Here is a 16,650-nt window from a genome sequence, read left to right as displayed (position 1 = left end):
CCATACTTGCGCAGTTTTCTGCAGCATAGAAAATAGGTCTATAAAAAAACAGAGTCTAATAATTATGTTACGAAGTATTTAGCTTTATTATATATGGGTAACGAAAAAGTCCTTTGTTTTCTTATTTAGAGAAAATAAAGGACTTTATTATGTCTGTAGTTAATGGTTAGTCATTACTCGATTGAGCTTAACTAGAGGGTTAATATTTTCTATATCCATTGGTCGGTGGCCATTTCATTTTACCAAGTGATGAGGGTGTATAGTAAGCTGATGCATATGATCGATTTCTTTTCGGTTTGGTTGAAGACTTATAGTTGATATAAGGGTATAAAATCCGCTTAGCCTGTGAAAGTGACATTTTCGATTGGGGATTTCGGTAGTTTTTATCCAGGGAACCGAGATGTTCCAATTCTTTGAAGTCTTCCTTTGTTGGAGGAATGTGAAAATAATAATCTGCCACTTTAACAAGCAGTGTGGAATGCTGGTTGCTGTACTTAGGTCTGTCCGAGAAATGAAGGCCTATCTTTTTTGCGCGTTTTTCTCTTAGCAGCTTATTGATCGCTTCTTTTTTGATGAAATATAAATGTTGGGGCTCTGGGGCAGTCTTCGCATGGCGATTAACACTGAAAATTGCCTGAGCTATTTCGTGTAGATCACTATCTGTATTCATAAATTCACTCCTTTAGCATACCTCTAGTATATCTATCGTACCTTAAAGATCCGGTTTAGGCAATGGGGTGGGATTGATAGATTTTTTATAGTCTTTCGTGTCTCACCATTTGAAGTCTGTAGGCATACAGTTCATAAATCCCCACTGAATGAAGTTTCACTTTATGGAAAGCGAAAAAGCATTCGTAGTGAATGCTTTTGGTAGGTGATCTTATTCATTTAGCTTTTTGATATCATTTATTATTGATTCCATACTTTCGGATTGCACTCCGTCGTAGAACTTAATGACTTCTCCTTCAGGATTGATCAGGAAAAATCTAGTTCCATGCGTTACTTGATCCGTACCTTCTGGGGCTTCGGCAAGTAAACTCTTAAACGATTTGATGGAAATTTCCTTTATCGTTTCAAAATCATAACCCGTTAGAAATGTCCAATTACTGAAGTCTGCATCATAGCCTTCTCCATACTCGCGCAGTACTTCCGGTGTATCATAATCAGGATCGACGCTAAAAGATACAAGTTCGATATCGTCATATCCTTCTTCAGCTAAACGGTCCTGGAGTATTTTCATGTTGGCGGTCATTGGTAAGCATACTGTCGTACAGTTTGTGAAAATCATATCTGCAATCCAGTATTTACCCTCTAAATCCTTAAGGCTCAGCGTTTCGTTATCCTGGGTGGTGAATTCGAAGTCGAGCATATCTTGACTCATATTCGTTTCGATTGCTTCACCACAGCCCGCAAGGAAAAGGGAGAGTGCCAAGATAAATAACAAGCGCTTCATGTAAGCAATCTTCCTTTCTAAGTATAATGCTTAGATTTAGTATAGCATGCTTTTCTTTTGATTTTAGCTGATCCCAATGATTTTCCTGTGAAACCTTTATGACAAATTCGCTTGAAGTGTATATTCATGGATTTCAGGTTTACAAAATAAACGGTAGGGGACACGGGTAGTCCCAATGCCTGCATTTACAAATAATTGCAACTGATTGTCGATTAAATACTTACCACGTACATATTTTTCCGCGTAAAGAGGGGTGTAGAGGTGTCCGATGATAGGTAAGCGCACTTGACCGCCGTGGCTATGCCCTGAAAGTTGTACATCTACCGGATATTTTACCGCTTCATCTGCAAAATCTGGTTCATGGGCAAGCAAGACTGTAAATAACTCTGGGTTTGCTTGCTGTAATGCAGCATCCAAATCGGGCTTGCCTAGCATTAGATCATCAATTCCTGCAAGAATGAACGTATCCTGTTCCGAACTAATTTCTACATGGCTGTTTTGTAATAAGGTAAAATCAGCTGCTTCCATGATGTCGAGAATTGTTTCCGTACCGTAACCGCCATGATCATGATTTCCATAAATCCAATATTTTCCTAAGGGAGCGTTCAAACTGCTAAGTACTTCAATAATCGGTTTGTGTTCTTGGGCTTTTAAATATTTAGGGTTATCGACTAAATCCCCTGTAAACAAAATAATGTCCGGGTTACGTTTATTAATTTGGTTGGCAAGCTTTTCTAAGTTCTCAATCGAATAATTAAATCCAAGATGGGTATCAGAGAATTGAATGATTTTCTTTTTATGGAAGGTGGTTGGAATGTTATCCGATGTAATGTTTTCTTTTTGGATATGTAGACTTGCTGGTTCAATTTCTCTACTGTAAAAAAATGTTCCCCCGCTTAAGCCGATTAAAGTCATTGTGAATCCTGCCGCTCGCTTTAAAAATGCTCGTCGATTCATCTGGGTCAAACCTTTCTATATAAAAACTTTCCGTCCTGTTTAAATAGTTATACTTTCCGATTATAGCATGTAAGCAAAGGCTCCGTACAGGGAGAAATCTACAGGGATAAAGCGGAATCTGGATAAGTAATGTAACTGTACTTACTTTAAAGGTTCCGAGTAAAAGCATTATAATCTAAATTATCTGTTAAATCATTGACATAATTCTTCTAAAACGATATACTTTAATAAGATGAAGTTTTTTAAATGCAGTCTTCATTATCCTTGTCATAACCTGCTCGCATTCCCTCGCAACATACCAACCAAACGTCTTCAATTTGTCTTTTGAGTGTTTGAATTTCGTAAAATATCTTGTTATCTGATACAATAAAAGAGGAGCATCTTTGTATAGAAGTGAGTCCATATGACAATTAACTAACGATCATTAGAGAAATGTTAGCGCGACCATGTATTTAAACTTGTAGTTACACAAGGGCAAGACGTAATAATTAACCCGCACAAAATATGGATATATAGTTTGAGAAGGGGGTAATTTTTTTGAGTACCATGCAAGAAAGGGAATTACAAAATATTCTTGTAGAAGAACTAATGATTTCATCGGAGAAGGTTGCTCATGTCCAACTAAACAATCCACTAGAACATGCTTTACTTGTACTTGTGAAATCTGGTTATGCCGCAGTACCTGTACTTGATTCGTCTTATAAATTAGTAGGTATAGTTGGCAAAACCGTGATTCTAAATGAAATTCTTGGGTTAGAACGATTCGAAATCGAAAACTTGTCAGAAATGCGCGTAGAAGAGGTAATGAACAGCGATATACCATGTTTGACAAGGAAGAATAATTTAGTGGATGGCTTGAATGCATTAATCAATCATGCCTTTATCTGTGTAGTTGACGAAGATGGCTACTTCGACGGAATCTTAACGCGTCGAGCCATATTAAAGGAATTGAAGAAAGACATTTATATGAAACATTATAAAAAATAATCTCTAACGAATAAATATCCCCATAATATTTGGGGTTTTTTTATTGGTTAAACTTCATGTATTCATAGATTCAGAAAGTGGGACAAAACCTCTGACCCCATGTCCCGAAAAAAAATTATTAAAATCAAGAATTTGTTCTAGCTATTTATTTCGGTTTCCGATATATTTATATATACTGACAATTTTGAAGGGGGAGCACAATTGAATACATTTAAACGATTGAAAGAATTCTATTGGCCATATAAGCACTATTTTCTTTGGTCGTTATTCTTTCTAGTTATTCTAACTTGTATCACGGTTGTTTATCCGGTCATTCTGCAAATAACGATCGATGAAGTCGTACTCCAGGATCGTTATGGACTCATTCTTTATATTTCGCTTATCTTCTTCGGCCTCATGATTATTAAAGGGATTTCTACTTTTTCTTTTCAATATTTAAGTGAATTATTTGGGATGACCTCCGTATATCATCTTAGAAACGCTTTATATGGAAAATTGCAAGTGTTGTCTTTTAAGTATTACGATAATTCAAAAACTGGCGACATTATGTCAAGATTGACTGCGGACGTAGAAGGTTTTCGCTTTTTCCTATCCGCTGGATTTGCAGAATTAATCCGCATTGTCGTTTTGATTGGTGTCAGTTTAACGATCATGTTTTATTATTCCATTCCACTTGCGATCGTTACGATGCTTGCTATGCCTTTTTTGGGTATCGTTGTTTTTCAATTTGACAAACAGGTGCACCCTGCATTTAGGAAAGTAAGGAAATCGTTTGGAAGGTTAAATACGCGAGTGCAAGAGAATATCAGTGGAATGAACACGGTTAAATCATTATCACGGGAAGATTTCGAGATTGACAGATTTTCTTCCAGTAATGATGATTACCGAAAGCGGTACTTGTTCACTTCTAAATTATGGTCGAAATACTTTCCGTTAATGGAGTTTATCGGTAATGTAGCGGTTGTTTCGTTACTGGGGTATGGCGGATATCTCGTCATTAATGATCAAATGGCGCTTGGTGAACTTGTTGCATTCTTTAGTTTGGTCTGGTATATCCTCGGTCCGATTATGAACCTCGGGTTTGTTGTTAATATGTTTTCTCAAGCGAAAGCATCAGGAGAGCGTTTGATCGAGATTCTTGACCAGGAAGAAGAGATTCAGGAAAAAGAAAATGCAATCAGGCAACCGATAAAGGGTCATGTCACATTCAAAGATGTATCACTTCAATATGTCGAAGAAGATGACGTAGCTTTAAAAGATATTGATTTTGATGCCCCTCCTGGGAAAGTCATTGGGCTGATTGGCGCAACTGGTTCAGGGAAAACGAGTATTACACAGCTTATTACAAGATTTTATGAAGCGGATAAGGGAGAAGTCCTTGTTGATGGTGAACTGGTTTCCGATTATGAATTGAAATCATTACGGAGTCAGATTGGCTTCGTATTACAGGAACCTTTCTTATTTTCAACATCCATCCGTGAAAATATCGCATACGGAAGACCCGATATAAGTGACGAACAAGTGATAGATGCGGCCAAACGTGCCCAGGCCCATGATTTTATTATGCAATTGCCAAAAGGATACGATACATTACTCGGCGAAAGAGGGATGGGACTGTCGGGTGGCCAAAAGCAGCGGATTGCCATTGCCCGTGCGCTCTGTATTAATCCAAGTATCCTGATCTTGGATGATGCGACATCTGCCGTTGATATGGAGACAGAGTTTAAAATCCAGGCTGCTTTAAAAGAGGTAATGAAGGAGAGGACGTCCTTTATTATCGCCCATCGAATTTCCTCGATTAAGCATGCTGATGAAATTTTAGTACTGGAAGAAGGGGAAATAAAAGAACGCGGAACACATAATCAATTACTTGCAGAGCATGGAATATATCGCAGAATTTACGATATTCAATATCAAGACCGGGAAGAGATTATGGAACTTGTGAACTGAGAGGAAGGGGATTCGATTGGAAACTTCCAAGAAAGATAAGAAAAATCATTTAACTCGTTTTCATTATACGGTGGAACAAGTTATTGAAAAACCGTTTAACTGGAAACAAATGCTACGACTCTTAACCTATTTAAAACCTTACGCCAAAAGTTATTTACCGGCCGCAATTATTGCAATGCTTGTATCAACCTTCGTCCGTTTAGCAGTACCGATCTTAGTCGGGAAGGTTGCGATTGATATTGCCATCTTAAATAAAGATACGACACTATTGACGTGGCTCGTTGTCATCATAGGCTGCTTGTACTTATTAAGTTATCTGGCAAACGTGTTACGAATAAAATGGGTGAACCAGCTTGGGCAAAATGTCATCTATGATTTGCGCCATCACTTATTTTCCCATGTACAAAGGCTATCCCATGGATTTTTCGATCATCGTTCAGCGGGATCGATTCTTGTCCGGATTTTAAATGATATTAACTCGTTACAGGAACTTTTTACAAACGGAATTATCAATTTATTAATGGATTCAATTACTTTAATCGGCATTATGGTTATTCTTTTTGTCCTAAGTCCAAAATTAGCCATTGCTGTATTAATCGTCCTACCGATTATGTTTTATATATCTACGAAGTTAAGACGAAATATCCGCCGTTCATGGCAGAAAGTGCGAATTAATCAATCGCGAATGAACTCCCATTTAAACGAAGCGATTCAGGGGATGCGAATTACCCAGTCATTCTCACAGGAAAGGGAAAATGCTGAGTTTTTCGATGGAGTGAATAAGGGATTCTTTCACAGCTTCAGAGACGCAGCGAAAAAGAGTGCATTATTCCGCCCGTTTGTCGATATGAGTGATGCAGTTGGAACAATTATTCTTATTGCTTTTGGTTCCTATTTAATTTTGTTGGGAGAAGCAAATGGTGGAATTGCAATCGGTACCTTCGTATCATTTGCTTATTTTACGGGAATGTTTTGGGAGCCGATTTCAAGATTAGGTCAAATGTATAATCAACTCTTGATGGCAATGGCTTCCTCGGAGCGGATATTTGAATTTCTTGATGAACGGCCTAATGTAAAGGAGAAAGAGAATGCATATGTTTTTCAGAATATGAAAGGGCATATTCAATTTGAACGCGTCCAGTTTTCTTATAATCAGGACCGGATTGCGCTGCATGAAATATCCCTAAATATTGAAGCGGGAGAAACGATTGCATTAGTTGGCCATACAGGAAGTGGTAAATCGACAATTGCCAATTTAATCAGCCGATTTTACGATCCGACAGAAGGTGCAGTGAAAATAGATGGGAAGGATCTTCGGGATGTTGAGCTTGCAAGTCTAAGGGAACAAATTAGTGTTGTATTACAAGATACGTTTATATTCTCGGGCACAATTATGGAAAATATTCGCTTCGGAAGGCCGGATGCAACCGATGAAGAGGTAATAGAAGCAGCAAAAGTTGTCGGGGCAGACGATTTTATTAAACGGTTGTCTAATGGATATGCTACGGAAGTGGAGGAGCGGGGGAATATTCTCTCAGCTGGTGAACGGCAATTACTTTCTTTCGCAAGAGCACTACTTGCTAATCCGCGTATTATAATTTTGGATGAGGCAACAGCTAGTATTGATACAGAGTCAGAAATGAAGATTCAACAAGCTTTAAAGCGGCTGTTAAAAGGTAGAACATCGATTATCATTGCCCACCGGCTTTCAACGATCCGGGAAGCTGACAAGATATTCGTACTTGAGAACGGTAAAATCCTCGAAAGCGGCAATCATCAGACACTTATCGCCGAGCGTGGAAAATATTATGAATTAGTCAAATCCCAATTCACCATGCTCGATGCGCTATAAAATTGGAAGTTTACAAAGTTTCTTTCGGGCTCCGCAGCCGCAATCGGAAAGCGAGAGGTGTCTTGGCTCAGTAGGGAGAAAGTTTCTATTCAATATTACATTTATTTGTTAATTTTGTGCAATATTTAGGTAGGGGTTATAATGAAGCTACAAAGATGTTACTAGTTCTGGAGGGAATATGATGAGTAAGGATTATGCGGTGATTGGTTTGGGGAGGTTCGGTGGCAGTATTTGCCGAGAATTAAGCAGAGAAGGGAAACAAGTACTCGCCATTGATATTGACGAAGCAAAGGTTAATGAATTTAAAAACATTGCCTCCCACGCCGTCATTCTCGACTCTACCGATGAAGAATCATTAAAAGAAATTGGAATTCATAATTTTGAACACGTCATTGTTGCAATCGGGGATAGTCTCCAAGCTAGCATTCTAACAACTGTCATCTTGACAGACTTGCACGTGGAACGCATCACCGTAAAAGCGCAAAATGACTATCATGAAAAGATATTGCGAAAACTTGGTGTTGATCGAGTTATCCATCCGGAGCGGGATATGGGGAGGAGGATTGCTCAAAATATCATTTCAAATAATATTCTCGACTTTCTGGATTTATCCGATGACCACAGCATTGTCGAGGTGAAAACAGGAAAGAAAATGATCGGAAAATCATTAATTGATCTCGATATCCGAGCAAACTTTGGTTGTAATGTAATGGCGATAAAAAGTGGCGAGACAATCGACGTCTCACCAAGTCCTGAATATGTGTTTAAGCCCGATGATATATTGCTCGTCATCGGTAGCGATGACGATATTCACCGTTTTGAAAAACATCTTATTATTGATGAACAATAAAAAAACATTAGCAGGCAACTAGATGTCTGCTAATGTTTTTTATTTACACTTCCATAATAATCGGTAAGACCATCGGACGGCGTTTTGTCCGTTCATATAAGAATGGTGCAATTGTGTCTGTAATTTCATTTTTAATTTCAGACCATTGGCTTGTTTTTCGTTCCATTACTTTATTTAAATGTTTCGTGACAAGCTCTTGTGCTTCTTTGATAAGATCTTCTGATTCCCGCATATAGACGAAACCGCGAGAAATAATATCCGGACCAGCTGCGAGCTGGAATTGTTTCATATTAATGCTTACGACAACAATCACAAGACCTTCTTCTGAAAGGATGCGTCGGTCTCTTAGAACAATATTACCGATATCGCCAATCCCGCTTCCGTCGATATAAATCGTACCTGAAGGAATTTTACCAGCTACATCAGCAGTATCTTTACTTAGAGCAAGCACATCACCATTGTCGAGGGTGAAACAATTATTTGGATCTATTTCACAATCAACTGCAAGCTTGATGTGTTCTTTCATCATTCGGTATTCACCATGAATCGGCATGAAGAACTTCGGTTTCATCAGACGAAGCATCAGCTTTTGTTCGTCCTGCGCTCCGTGACCAGAAGTGTGTACATTGCTTAATTTACCATGGATAACCTCAGCACCTGCGCGATAAAGTTTATTAATGATTCGGCCGACACTAATTGTATTTCCAGGGATTGGAGATGATGAAAATACAACCGTATCGCCAGGTATTAATTGAACCTGCTTATGTGTGCCATTAGCAATTCTTGAAAGGGCCGCCATTGCTTCACCTTGAGAACCTGTGCAAAGTATCGCTACTTCATCAGCAGGAAGACGATTGATTTGGTTACTATCCACAAATGTATCTTTAGGTGCCTGGATGTATCCAAGTTCCAGTCCTAGATTGATCGCATTCTCCATACTGCGTCCAAATACCGCGACTTTTCGGCCGTATTTTACTGCCGAATCGATCACTTGGCTCAAGCGGTAGATGTTGGATGCGAATGTGGCGAAAATTAGTCTGCCATCAACCCGACTGAATATATCGTCGATGCTTTCACCAACAACCTTCTCAGACAACGTGAAGCCAGGGACCTCACTGTTTGTGCTGTCCGACAATAAGCAAAGTACGCCTTCTTTGCCAATCTCAGCCATTTTTGTCAAATCAGCATGCTCTCCAACTGGGGTGAAGTCGAATTTAAAGTCCCCAGTATGAACAATGTTTCCTGGAGGTGTTTTAACAACAACTCCATAGGAATCCGGAATACTATGGGTTGTCCGGAAAAAACTAACGGAAGTCTTACGGAATTTAATAACATCATCTTCATTAATAGGATTTAACTTAGCATTCCTTAATAAACCATGTTCTTCTAGTTTCGATCTAATTAATCCAATTGCAAGTTTTCCAGCATATATGGGCACATTGATTTCACGCAATAGATAAGGGATCCCTCCGATATGGTCCTCATGTCCATGGGTGATGAATAATCCTTTAATTTTATCTTGGTTTTGGACTAAATACGTATAGTCCGGGATGACGTAATCAATTCCGAGAAGCTCGTCCTCGGGGAATTTGATTCCTGCATCGATGATAATGATTTCATCCTGGAATTGAACAGCATACGTATTTTTACCAATTTCACCGAGTCCTCCTAAAGCGAAGACTGCAGTTTGATCATTTTTTACAAACTTCATATTCAGATTTTCTCCACTTTAAAATCATCGGATTGTTTTTCATACTCTAGATGTGCCTCATCTAATTCTTGGATGTATTCCACATTGTATTTTCGATCTTGTAATTTTTTACGTACTTCTCTTACAGAATCCGCTTCAATATAGAGACTTTGCGTTCGTTCTCGAACTGGAGCTTCATCTTCAAGTTCTTGATATAAAACTTTATATATCATATTATCTCTCCTGACATTTTAATATTTAGCGTTGCAAATAAAACATACTAAGCGCATGCTCTGGTACCCATGCGCCCAGCATGTATTCGATGTTATTAAAGTTCCTGCAAGTTTCCGTAGCATGCATGAATTCTAGTTGATTGGTGAATAGTAATCATTCTATTTATAAGGTGTAGGCACACGTTCTTTTTGACCTATAAAATCTTTCAAACGTTTCTTGAGCTTTTCTTTAAGGCGCTTTAACATGTTTACACACGTCTCCTTTCAGATATTAAGAAAAGCAGCAAAAACATTTTACCGATCCAATCCTCTTATCTACATTATAGTACGAATCAATGAAATTTGAAATGATTAAGGAAAAAAATATTATTTAGAGGTACATTTTCCCTTTTTAATAGGTGGGAAAACTTACCTCAAAATGGTGGACGATGAACGGGTACCCTATCTACCTAAAGATGTTATGCTGCTTCCGTTTGAGTAATCCTATTTTTTGCCATTCATCGGAATTTATACTTTATATTATGCGAGTCTGTCCAGGGAGGTACATTCTTGGGGAGGGGAAGGTGCCTGGCACCTTCCGATTATTCAACTGGTTTTGAATTTTCCGGAATATAGAACGGGTTTTCTTGATTGATATGATCGTAAAACATGACACCATTTAAGTGATCGATCTCGTGCTGAAAGACAATAGCGAGATAACCTTTTAACCGTATTTTAATTGGATTATTGTCCATGTCGAATGCTTTGACCGTGATGCGTGCATATCGTGGAACATACCCTTCCACTTCCCGGTCTACGGATAAGCATCCTTCTCCTGTTGGTAGAAATGCTTTTTCAACGGAATGAGAAACAATCTTTGGATTAACAAGCGCATATTCATGGACTGTGCCTTTCTCATCTACGTAATAGACGGCGAACATCCGTTTTTCAATTCCAAGTTGTGGTGCAGCTAAACCTACACCTGCGCGTAATTTATATTTTTCAGCCATTTCGTCGTCTTGACTGTTTTTAAGAAATGTTAGCATATCTTTTAGAAGCTGCTTTTCGTCTTCGGTTAATGGTAATTCTACTTCTTCAGCAACTTTCGTTAACGAAGGGTGACCTTCTCGTACAATATCCTTCATTGTTATCATATCTATTTCTCCTTACTTTAATGGATTAATCTGTTTACTTCCTTTATCTTATCATATCTGAAATACTCAACTTTCGCATCTATAAAAAACTAACGTTGTTAAAGAAATATAGAGCAGCCCAACAAAAAATTCAATTCAAATGAACTACTGATCGCTTTCATTCAGCGTAAGTGCAACCTTCTCCTGGAGGTCCGCAGTCCAGACACCTCTCGCTTTCCGCAGGCGGCTGGTGAGCCTCCTCGGGCTGGCGCCCTGCGGGGTCTCACCTATGCCTATCCTCCTGCTGGAGTCTCGAGGTGTCTGGACTGCTCCTAGGAAAGGCCAAATTTGGAGCATTATTTTTCATTTTGTAAGGGGACACCTATCATGGTGGGATATTTTCCATTAATTATAATCCTCTCTACCAGTTCAGTTGCCCGGTGGACGGTGACTCCTGCGGGAATAGCCCGAGGAGGCTTCGGCTGTGCCCGCGGCAAGCATCCGTCCACCGGGCAACTGAACGGCGATTAGAACGCCATAATTAGTGAACGAACCAGACACTTACGCTGAATGAAAGAATTAGCACAAAAGGCTATTCGTTATTTTTCTGTAAGGTGTATGATTCTAATCGATAATTGTCTATCGGTTCGGGCTGAATTTATGATATACTCTAAAAACATACTTATGAATTAGATGTTTAGGAGGTTACAGAACATGTTGTGGAAGAAAAGGATTCTTATATTTGGATTATTGCTCATCATCTTATCGGCATGCAGCAGTGAAAGTACAGAAGAGAAGATACATACACACTTGGAGGAAACTGTCCTGCTGGAACAAGAGTTCGAGGCCCAGCAAAGTGAGATTACCGAACTTGAAAAGCAAGAACAAGAAATTTATGCTAAAGTGATTGATCTGGGAATGGATGACTTCGAGGAAATTACGCAGCTCTCACAAGATGCTATTACAATAATAGAAGAGCGCGGTGAAAAGATTGACACGGAACGCGAAAGCATACACGGAGCAAAAGAAGAGTTCCAATCGATTGAAGCACTCCTTGAAGATCTTGAAGAAGGAGATGCTCAAACGAAGGGTGAGGAAATGTATCAGGTAATGATGGAACGTTACGATACATATGATGAGCTTTATGAAGCGTATAAAGAGTCACTCAACTTGGAAACGGAATTGTATACATTGCTTCAGGAAGAAGAAGTGGAACAAGATGAATTAAATGAACAGATTGAAAAAATAAATGAAAAATATGAACAAATATTAACTGCAAACGATGCTTTTAATGAATTGACAGTCGAGTATAACAACTTGAAACAAGATTTTTATGAAGCAGCTAATATGGAAGTTACATTTGAAGAAGAATAAGAAGTTAAAACCTTATGTAGACGAAACAGGATGCATAAGGTTTATTTTTTTGCCCATTTTATCTATATAGATTAAAATAGTCCTGTATTAGTCGCTTTTGCAAAACTGTAATGGAACAGCAAAGTAAAGAAACATTGGATTATAACAAGTTTTGTTGATTAGGCTTACATCGATAAGGGTAGAGTGAAGTTAAAGTGTTTGACCTATTGAAGGATTTAAGCTAATATTTAATAGTACACGATTTGTACTAGTTTTTTTGCGGGAATCTATATAACAGTTCCATGGTGAGGATATTCACCATTAGGTGTTGCGCGTGAATGCAATGGAAGTGTTTGCTTCCGATGACAATATTTTATTAATAAAGGAGAGGTGACTACCTTGAAACATGTATTAAAAGATGTTGAGAGTAAGTTCGAAATGTTCCAGATTCTAAACGAAGATGGAGAAGTTGTTAATGAAAAGGCCATGCCTAAGTTATCTGATGATGAGCTAAAAGAATTGATGCGTCGAATGGTTTACACGCGAATTCTTGACCAACGTTCAATCGCACTTAACCGTCAAGGACGTTTAGGTTTCTATGCACCGACAGCAGGTCAGGAAGCTTCGCAGTTAGCGAGCCATTTTGCGCTGGAGAAAGAAGATTTCATTTTACCGGGATATCGTGATGTACCACAGCTTATTTGGCATGGTTTACCACTGTATCAGGCATTCTTATTCTCGAAAGGTCATTTCCATGGAAACCAATACGAGGATGGCTTGAAAGCATTAGCTCCGCAAATTATTATCGGTGCACAGTACGTACAAGCTGCTGGAGTTGCACTTGGTATGAAATTACGTGGATCGAAAAATGTAGCGATTACTTATACTGGTGACGGTGGAACATCTCAAGGTGACTTCTATGAAGGTATCAACATGGCGGGTGCTTACCAAGCTCCAGCAATCTTTGTTGTTCAAAACAACCGCTTTGCTATCTCTGTACCTGTAGAAAAGCAAACGGCTGCGAAAACATTAGCGCAGAAAGCTGTGGCTGCTGGTATCGAAGGAATTCAAGTGGATGGAATGGACGTGCTTGCAGTTTATGCAGCAACTAAAGATGCGCGCGACCGTGCTGTTAAAGGTGAAGGTCCAACATTGATTGAGACATTGACATACCGTTTCGGTCCACACACGATGTCAGGTGATGATCCAACTCGTTATCGTTCCGAAGACTTGGATAAAGAGTGGGAGAAGAAAGATCCACTTGTGCGTTTCCGTAAGTTCTTAGAAGGAAAGAAACTATGGAGCGAAGAAGACGAGAATAAAGTAATTGAAGAAGCAAGAGAAGATATCAAACAGGCGATTAAGAAAGCAGACCAATATCCGAAACAGAAAGTAACGGATTTAATTAATAATATGTATGAAGAGCTCCCACACAACTTACAGGAGCAGTTAGAATTTTATGAAGAAAAGGAGTCGAAATAAATCATGGCGCAAATGACAATGATTCAAGCAATTACAGACGCAATGCGTAACGAATTGAAGAATGATGAAAACGTACTTGTGTTCGGTGAAGACGTTGGACAAAACGGTGGAGTTTTCCGTGCGACAGAAGGATTGCAGGCAGAGTTTGGTGAAGAACGTGTATTTGATACTCCGCTTGCTGAGTCTGGTATCGGAGGACTGGCGATTGGTCTTACAACTCAAGGTTTTCGTCCAGTTCCGGAAATTCAATTTTTCGGCTTCTTATTTGAAGTAATGGACTCTATCAGTGGACAAATGGCTAGAATGCGTTACCGCTCTGGTGGTACGTACCAAGCTCCAATTACAGTTCGTGCACCATTTGGTGGAGGGGTTCACACACCTGAACTTCACGCAGACTCATTAGAAGGACTCGTTGCACAACAGCCAGGACTTAAAGTTGTCATTCCTTCCACTCCATATGAAGCGAAAGGATTACTCATTTCTGCAATCCGTGATAATGATCCGGTAATTTTCCTTGAACATATGAAACTTTACCGTTCATTCCGTGAAGAAGTACCGGAAGAAGAGTACACCGTTCCAATTGGAAAAGCAGCAGTGAAACGCGAAGGTAAAGATGTTACATTAGTAGCCTACGGTGCAATGGTACACGCAGCGCTAAAAGCGGCTGATGAGCTTGCGGAAGAAGGTATTGAAGCGGAAGTAATTGACTTACGTACGGTATCACCAATCGATTACGATACAATTCTTGCATCTGTTGAGAAGACAAACCGTGTCGTAGTTATCCAAGAAGCACAACGTCAAGCTGGAGTTGCAGCAAATGTGGTTGCGGAAATCCAAGAAAGAGCAATTCTGCACTTAGAAGCACCAGTATTACGTTTAACTGCTCCGGATACAGTATACCCGTTCTCAGAAGCGGAAGAAGTTTGGCTACCAAACCACAAAGATATTATAGAAAAAGTCAACCAAGTAATAAACTTCTAAAATCATCATAGGAGGTAGAGAAAATGGCATTTGAATTTAAATTTCCGGACATCGGTGAAGGAATCACAGAAGGCGAAATAGTAAAATGGTTCGTTAATGAAGGCGATGAGATTAGTGAAGACGATGTCCTTTGTGAAGTACAAAATGATAAAGCAGTTGTAGAAATTCCAGCACCAGTAGATGGTACAGTTAAGAAAATCTACGTTCAAGAAGGTGAAGTTGCGACAGTAGGAAATACTTTTGTTTCGTTTGATGCAGAGGGTTATGAGTCTGATGATAGTACGGAAGAAGCACCTGCACAAACAGAGGAAGCAAAAGAAGAAGCGAAAACGGACAGTGCAAAACCAGCTCAAGCGGAAAGCGCTGATTCAGACAGTGATGTAGTAGTCATCGCCATGCCTTCTGTAAGAAAATATGCACGTGAACAAGGCGTTAATATCAAAGAAGTTTCTGGAACAGGCAAGAATGGCCGTATTTTAAAAGAAGATATCGATGCGTTCGTAAGCGGAGATGCACAGCCAGCTGAAACTGTTACAGCTGAAACTGCCAAAGATACAAAAGCTGCTTCTAGTGCACAACAGGTTGCCGTTCCTGAAGGTGATTTCCCAGAAACACGCGAGAAAATGTCGAATATCCGTAAAGCTATTGCAAATGCAATGGTTAACTCGAAAACAAAAGCGCCTCATGTTACGTTAATGGACGAAATCGATGTAACAGAGCTTGTTGCACACCGTAAGAAATTTAAAGAAGTTGCAGCGGAGCAAGGTGTGAAACTAACATATCTTCCTTATGTTGTAAAAGCTTTAATTTCTGCATCGAAAAAGTACCCTATCCTTAACTCTTTTATTGATGATGCGACTGATGAGATTGTACAGAAACATTACTATAATATCGGTATTGCAGCTGACACAGATAGAGGATTGCTCGTTCCGGTTGTTAAGAATGCAGATAGAAAATCCATCTTTGAAATCTCGGCAGAAATCAACTCCTTGGCAGAAAAAGCTAGGGATGGTAAACTGAAACCTGAAGAGATGAAAGGAGCTTCGAACACAATTTCAAATATTGGTTCAGCTGGTGGACAATGGTTCACACCAGTTCTAAACTACCCTGAAGCGGTTATTTTAGGAATTGGTAGAATTGCTGACAAGCCAATTGTACGTAACGGAGAAGTTGTTGTTGCTCCAGTACTTACATTATCTCTAAGCTTTGATCATCGTATCGTTGATGGTGCAACTGCACAACTTGCACTGAACCAAATTAAACGTGTACTAAATGATCCACAACTAATCATGATGGAGGCGTAAGAAGATGGTAGTAGGAGATTTTCCAGTAGAAGTAGACACACTTGTCGTTGGCGCTGGACCTGGGGGATATGTTGCTGCAATCCGTGCCGCTCAACTTGGACAGAAGGTAACAATTGTCGACAAAGGAGCGCTAGGCGGAGTTTGCTTAAACGTTGGATGTATTCCATCTAAGGCACTCATCACTGCTGGACAGAAGGCAGCTGAAGCACAAGGTATTGAAGAACTTGGTATTAAAGCAGAAAAAGTTTCTGTTGACTTTTCCAAAGTACAAGAATGGAAAGACTCTGTCGTAAACAAACTTACGAGCGGTGTTGAAGGATTACTTAAAGGTAATAAAGTAGATATTGTAAGTGGTGAAGCATACTTTGTAGACAAAAACACTGCAAAAGTTATGGATGAAAAAAATTCACAAACGTATAAATTCAATAATTGTATCATTGCAACAG

At 39.3% G+C, this 16,650-nt stretch carries 15 protein-coding genes; 9 read left to right on the top strand and 6 right to left on the bottom strand.

Translation table 11 applies throughout. The features are described 5' to 3' along the window. Positions 1 to 199: 199 nt before the first annotated feature. From IEX94_RS10175 to IEX94_RS10165, 3 genes are all read right to left on the bottom strand, one after another. Positions 200 to 670 carry a YkyB family protein gene (locus IEX94_RS10175; RefSeq protein WP_188857079.1) on the bottom strand — a complete coding sequence of 157 codons (471 nt, stop codon included), beginning with the start codon at positions 668 to 670 and terminating at the stop codon, positions 200 to 202. Positions 671 to 880: 210 nt separating this feature from the next. Continuing rightward, the gene (locus IEX94_RS10170) at positions 881 to 1,453 is read right to left on the bottom strand and encodes an SCO family protein (protein WP_188857078.1); all 573 of its coding nucleotides are present in this window, start codon (positions 1,451 to 1,453) and stop codon (positions 881 to 883) included. Positions 1,454 to 1,549: 96 nt separating this feature from the next. After that, positions 1,550 to 2,410, bottom strand: coding sequence for a metallophosphoesterase (locus IEX94_RS10165; RefSeq protein ID WP_188857077.1), 861 nt, complete (start codon positions 2,408 to 2,410; stop codon positions 1,550 to 1,552). Positions 2,411 to 2,947: 537 nt separating this feature from the next. On the opposite strand from IEX94_RS10165, the gene cbpB reads away from it, so the two are divergent. From cbpB to IEX94_RS10145, 4 genes are all read left to right on the top strand, one after another. Beyond that, complete coding sequence (cbpB, locus tag IEX94_RS10160; protein ID WP_188857076.1) at positions 2,948 to 3,397, top strand: cyclic-di-AMP-binding protein CbpB; 450 nt, start codon at positions 2,948 to 2,950, stop codon at positions 3,395 to 3,397. 201 nt (positions 3,398 to 3,598) lie between these two features. Next, the gene (locus tag IEX94_RS10155) at positions 3,599 to 5,347 is read left to right on the top strand and encodes an ABC transporter ATP-binding protein (RefSeq protein ID WP_188857075.1); all 1,749 of its coding nucleotides are present in this window, start codon (positions 3,599 to 3,601) and stop codon (positions 5,345 to 5,347) included. Between the two features lie 109 nt (positions 5,348 to 5,456). After that, the gene (locus IEX94_RS10150) at positions 5,457 to 7,199 is read left to right on the top strand and encodes an ABC transporter ATP-binding protein (protein ID WP_229782664.1); all 1,743 of its coding nucleotides are present in this window, start codon (positions 5,457 to 5,459) and stop codon (positions 7,197 to 7,199) included. 181 nt (positions 7,200 to 7,380) lie between these two features. Continuing rightward, a complete protein-coding gene (locus IEX94_RS10145) occupies positions 7,381 to 8,049 on the top strand; it encodes a potassium channel family protein (RefSeq protein WP_188857073.1) in 669 nt (222 codons plus the stop codon). 43 nt (positions 8,050 to 8,092) lie between these two features. On the opposite strand, the gene rnjA is transcribed toward IEX94_RS10145, so the two are convergent. From rnjA to def, 3 genes are all read right to left on the bottom strand, one after another. After that, entirely contained in the window at positions 8,093 to 9,760 is a 1,668-nt protein-coding gene (rnjA, locus tag IEX94_RS10140; protein WP_188857072.1) for a ribonuclease J1, read from the bottom strand. A gap of 2 nt (positions 9,761 to 9,762) precedes the next feature. Beyond that, the gene (locus tag IEX94_RS10135; RefSeq protein WP_188857071.1) at positions 9,763 to 9,972 is read right to left on the bottom strand and encodes a DNA-dependent RNA polymerase subunit epsilon; all 210 of its coding nucleotides are present in this window, start codon (positions 9,970 to 9,972) and stop codon (positions 9,763 to 9,765) included. A 581-nt stretch (positions 9,973 to 10,553) separates the two neighbouring features. Next, positions 10,554 to 11,105, bottom strand: coding sequence for a peptide deformylase (def, locus tag IEX94_RS10130; protein WP_188857070.1), 552 nt, complete (start codon positions 11,103 to 11,105; stop codon positions 10,554 to 10,556). 693 nt (positions 11,106 to 11,798) lie between these two features. Between def and IEX94_RS10125 the strand changes: the two genes are divergently transcribed. From IEX94_RS10125 to IEX94_RS19775, 5 genes are all read left to right on the top strand, one after another. Then, positions 11,799 to 12,458, top strand: coding sequence for a YkyA family protein (locus tag IEX94_RS10125; protein ID WP_188857069.1), 660 nt, complete (start codon positions 11,799 to 11,801; stop codon positions 12,456 to 12,458). 417 nt (positions 12,459 to 12,875) lie between these two features. Further along, entirely contained in the window at positions 12,876 to 13,919 is a 1,044-nt protein-coding gene (gene pdhA / locus IEX94_RS10120) for a pyruvate dehydrogenase (acetyl-transferring) E1 component subunit alpha (RefSeq protein WP_188857109.1), read from the top strand. 3 nt (positions 13,920 to 13,922) lie between these two features. Continuing rightward, positions 13,923 to 14,900, top strand: a complete 978-nt coding sequence (locus tag IEX94_RS10115) for an alpha-ketoacid dehydrogenase subunit beta (RefSeq protein ID WP_188857068.1) — start codon at positions 13,923 to 13,925, stop codon at positions 14,898 to 14,900. A gap of 23 nt (positions 14,901 to 14,923) precedes the next feature. Then, positions 14,924 to 16,204 (top strand): dihydrolipoamide acetyltransferase family protein, encoded by a 1,281-nt coding sequence (locus tag IEX94_RS10110; RefSeq protein ID WP_188857067.1) that lies wholly within the window; start codon positions 14,924 to 14,926, stop codon positions 16,202 to 16,204. Between the two features lie 4 nt (positions 16,205 to 16,208). Beyond that, positions 16,209 to 16,650, top strand: a 442-nt coding sequence (locus IEX94_RS19775) for an FAD-dependent oxidoreductase (RefSeq protein ID WP_229782662.1), incomplete at its 3' end; no start/stop codon positions are given.

Source organism: Oceanobacillus indicireducens, assembly GCF_014647195.1.
In the GTDB taxonomy this organism is placed as follows: Bacteria; Bacillota; Bacilli; order Bacillales; family Amphibacillaceae; genus Oceanobacillus; species Oceanobacillus indicireducens.
Note: the sequence above shows the minus strand (reverse complement) of the source record. Positions and strands in the feature narration are given on the sequence as shown.

Excerpts from the sequence above, each read along its gene's own strand:
- IEX94_RS10175 (WP_188857079.1), bottom strand. The coding sequence starts at position 670 with ATGAATACAGATAGTGATCTACACGAAATAGCTCAGGCAATTTTCAGT.
- IEX94_RS10170 (WP_188857078.1), bottom strand. The coding sequence starts at position 1,453 with ATGAAGCGCTTGTTATTTATCTTGGCACTCTCCCTTTTCCTTGCGGGC.
- IEX94_RS10165 (WP_188857077.1), bottom strand. The coding sequence starts at position 2,410 with ATGAATCGACGAGCATTTTTAAAGCGAGCGGCAGGATTCACAATGACT.
- IEX94_RS10150 (WP_229782664.1), top strand. The coding sequence starts at position 5,457 with ATGCTACGACTCTTAACCTATTTAAAACCTTACGCCAAAAGTTATTTA.
- IEX94_RS10145 (WP_188857073.1), top strand. The coding sequence starts at position 7,381 with ATGAGTAAGGATTATGCGGTGATTGGTTTGGGGAGGTTCGGTGGCAGT.
- rnjA (WP_188857072.1), bottom strand. The coding sequence starts at position 9,760 with ATGAAGTTTGTAAAAAATGATCAAACTGCAGTCTTCGCTTTAGGAGGA.
- IEX94_RS10135 (WP_188857071.1), bottom strand. The coding sequence starts at position 9,972 with ATGATATATAAAGTTTTATATCAAGAACTTGAAGATGAAGCTCCAGTT.
- def (WP_188857070.1), bottom strand. The coding sequence starts at position 11,105 with ATGATAACAATGAAGGATATTGTACGAGAAGGTCACCCTTCGTTAACG.
- IEX94_RS10125 (WP_188857069.1), top strand. The coding sequence starts at position 11,799 with ATGTTGTGGAAGAAAAGGATTCTTATATTTGGATTATTGCTCATCATC.
- pdhA (WP_188857109.1), top strand. The coding sequence starts at position 12,876 with ATGTTCCAGATTCTAAACGAAGATGGAGAAGTTGTTAATGAAAAGGCC.
- IEX94_RS10115 (WP_188857068.1), top strand. The coding sequence starts at position 13,923 with ATGGCGCAAATGACAATGATTCAAGCAATTACAGACGCAATGCGTAAC.
- IEX94_RS10110 (WP_188857067.1), top strand. The coding sequence starts at position 14,924 with ATGGCATTTGAATTTAAATTTCCGGACATCGGTGAAGGAATCACAGAA.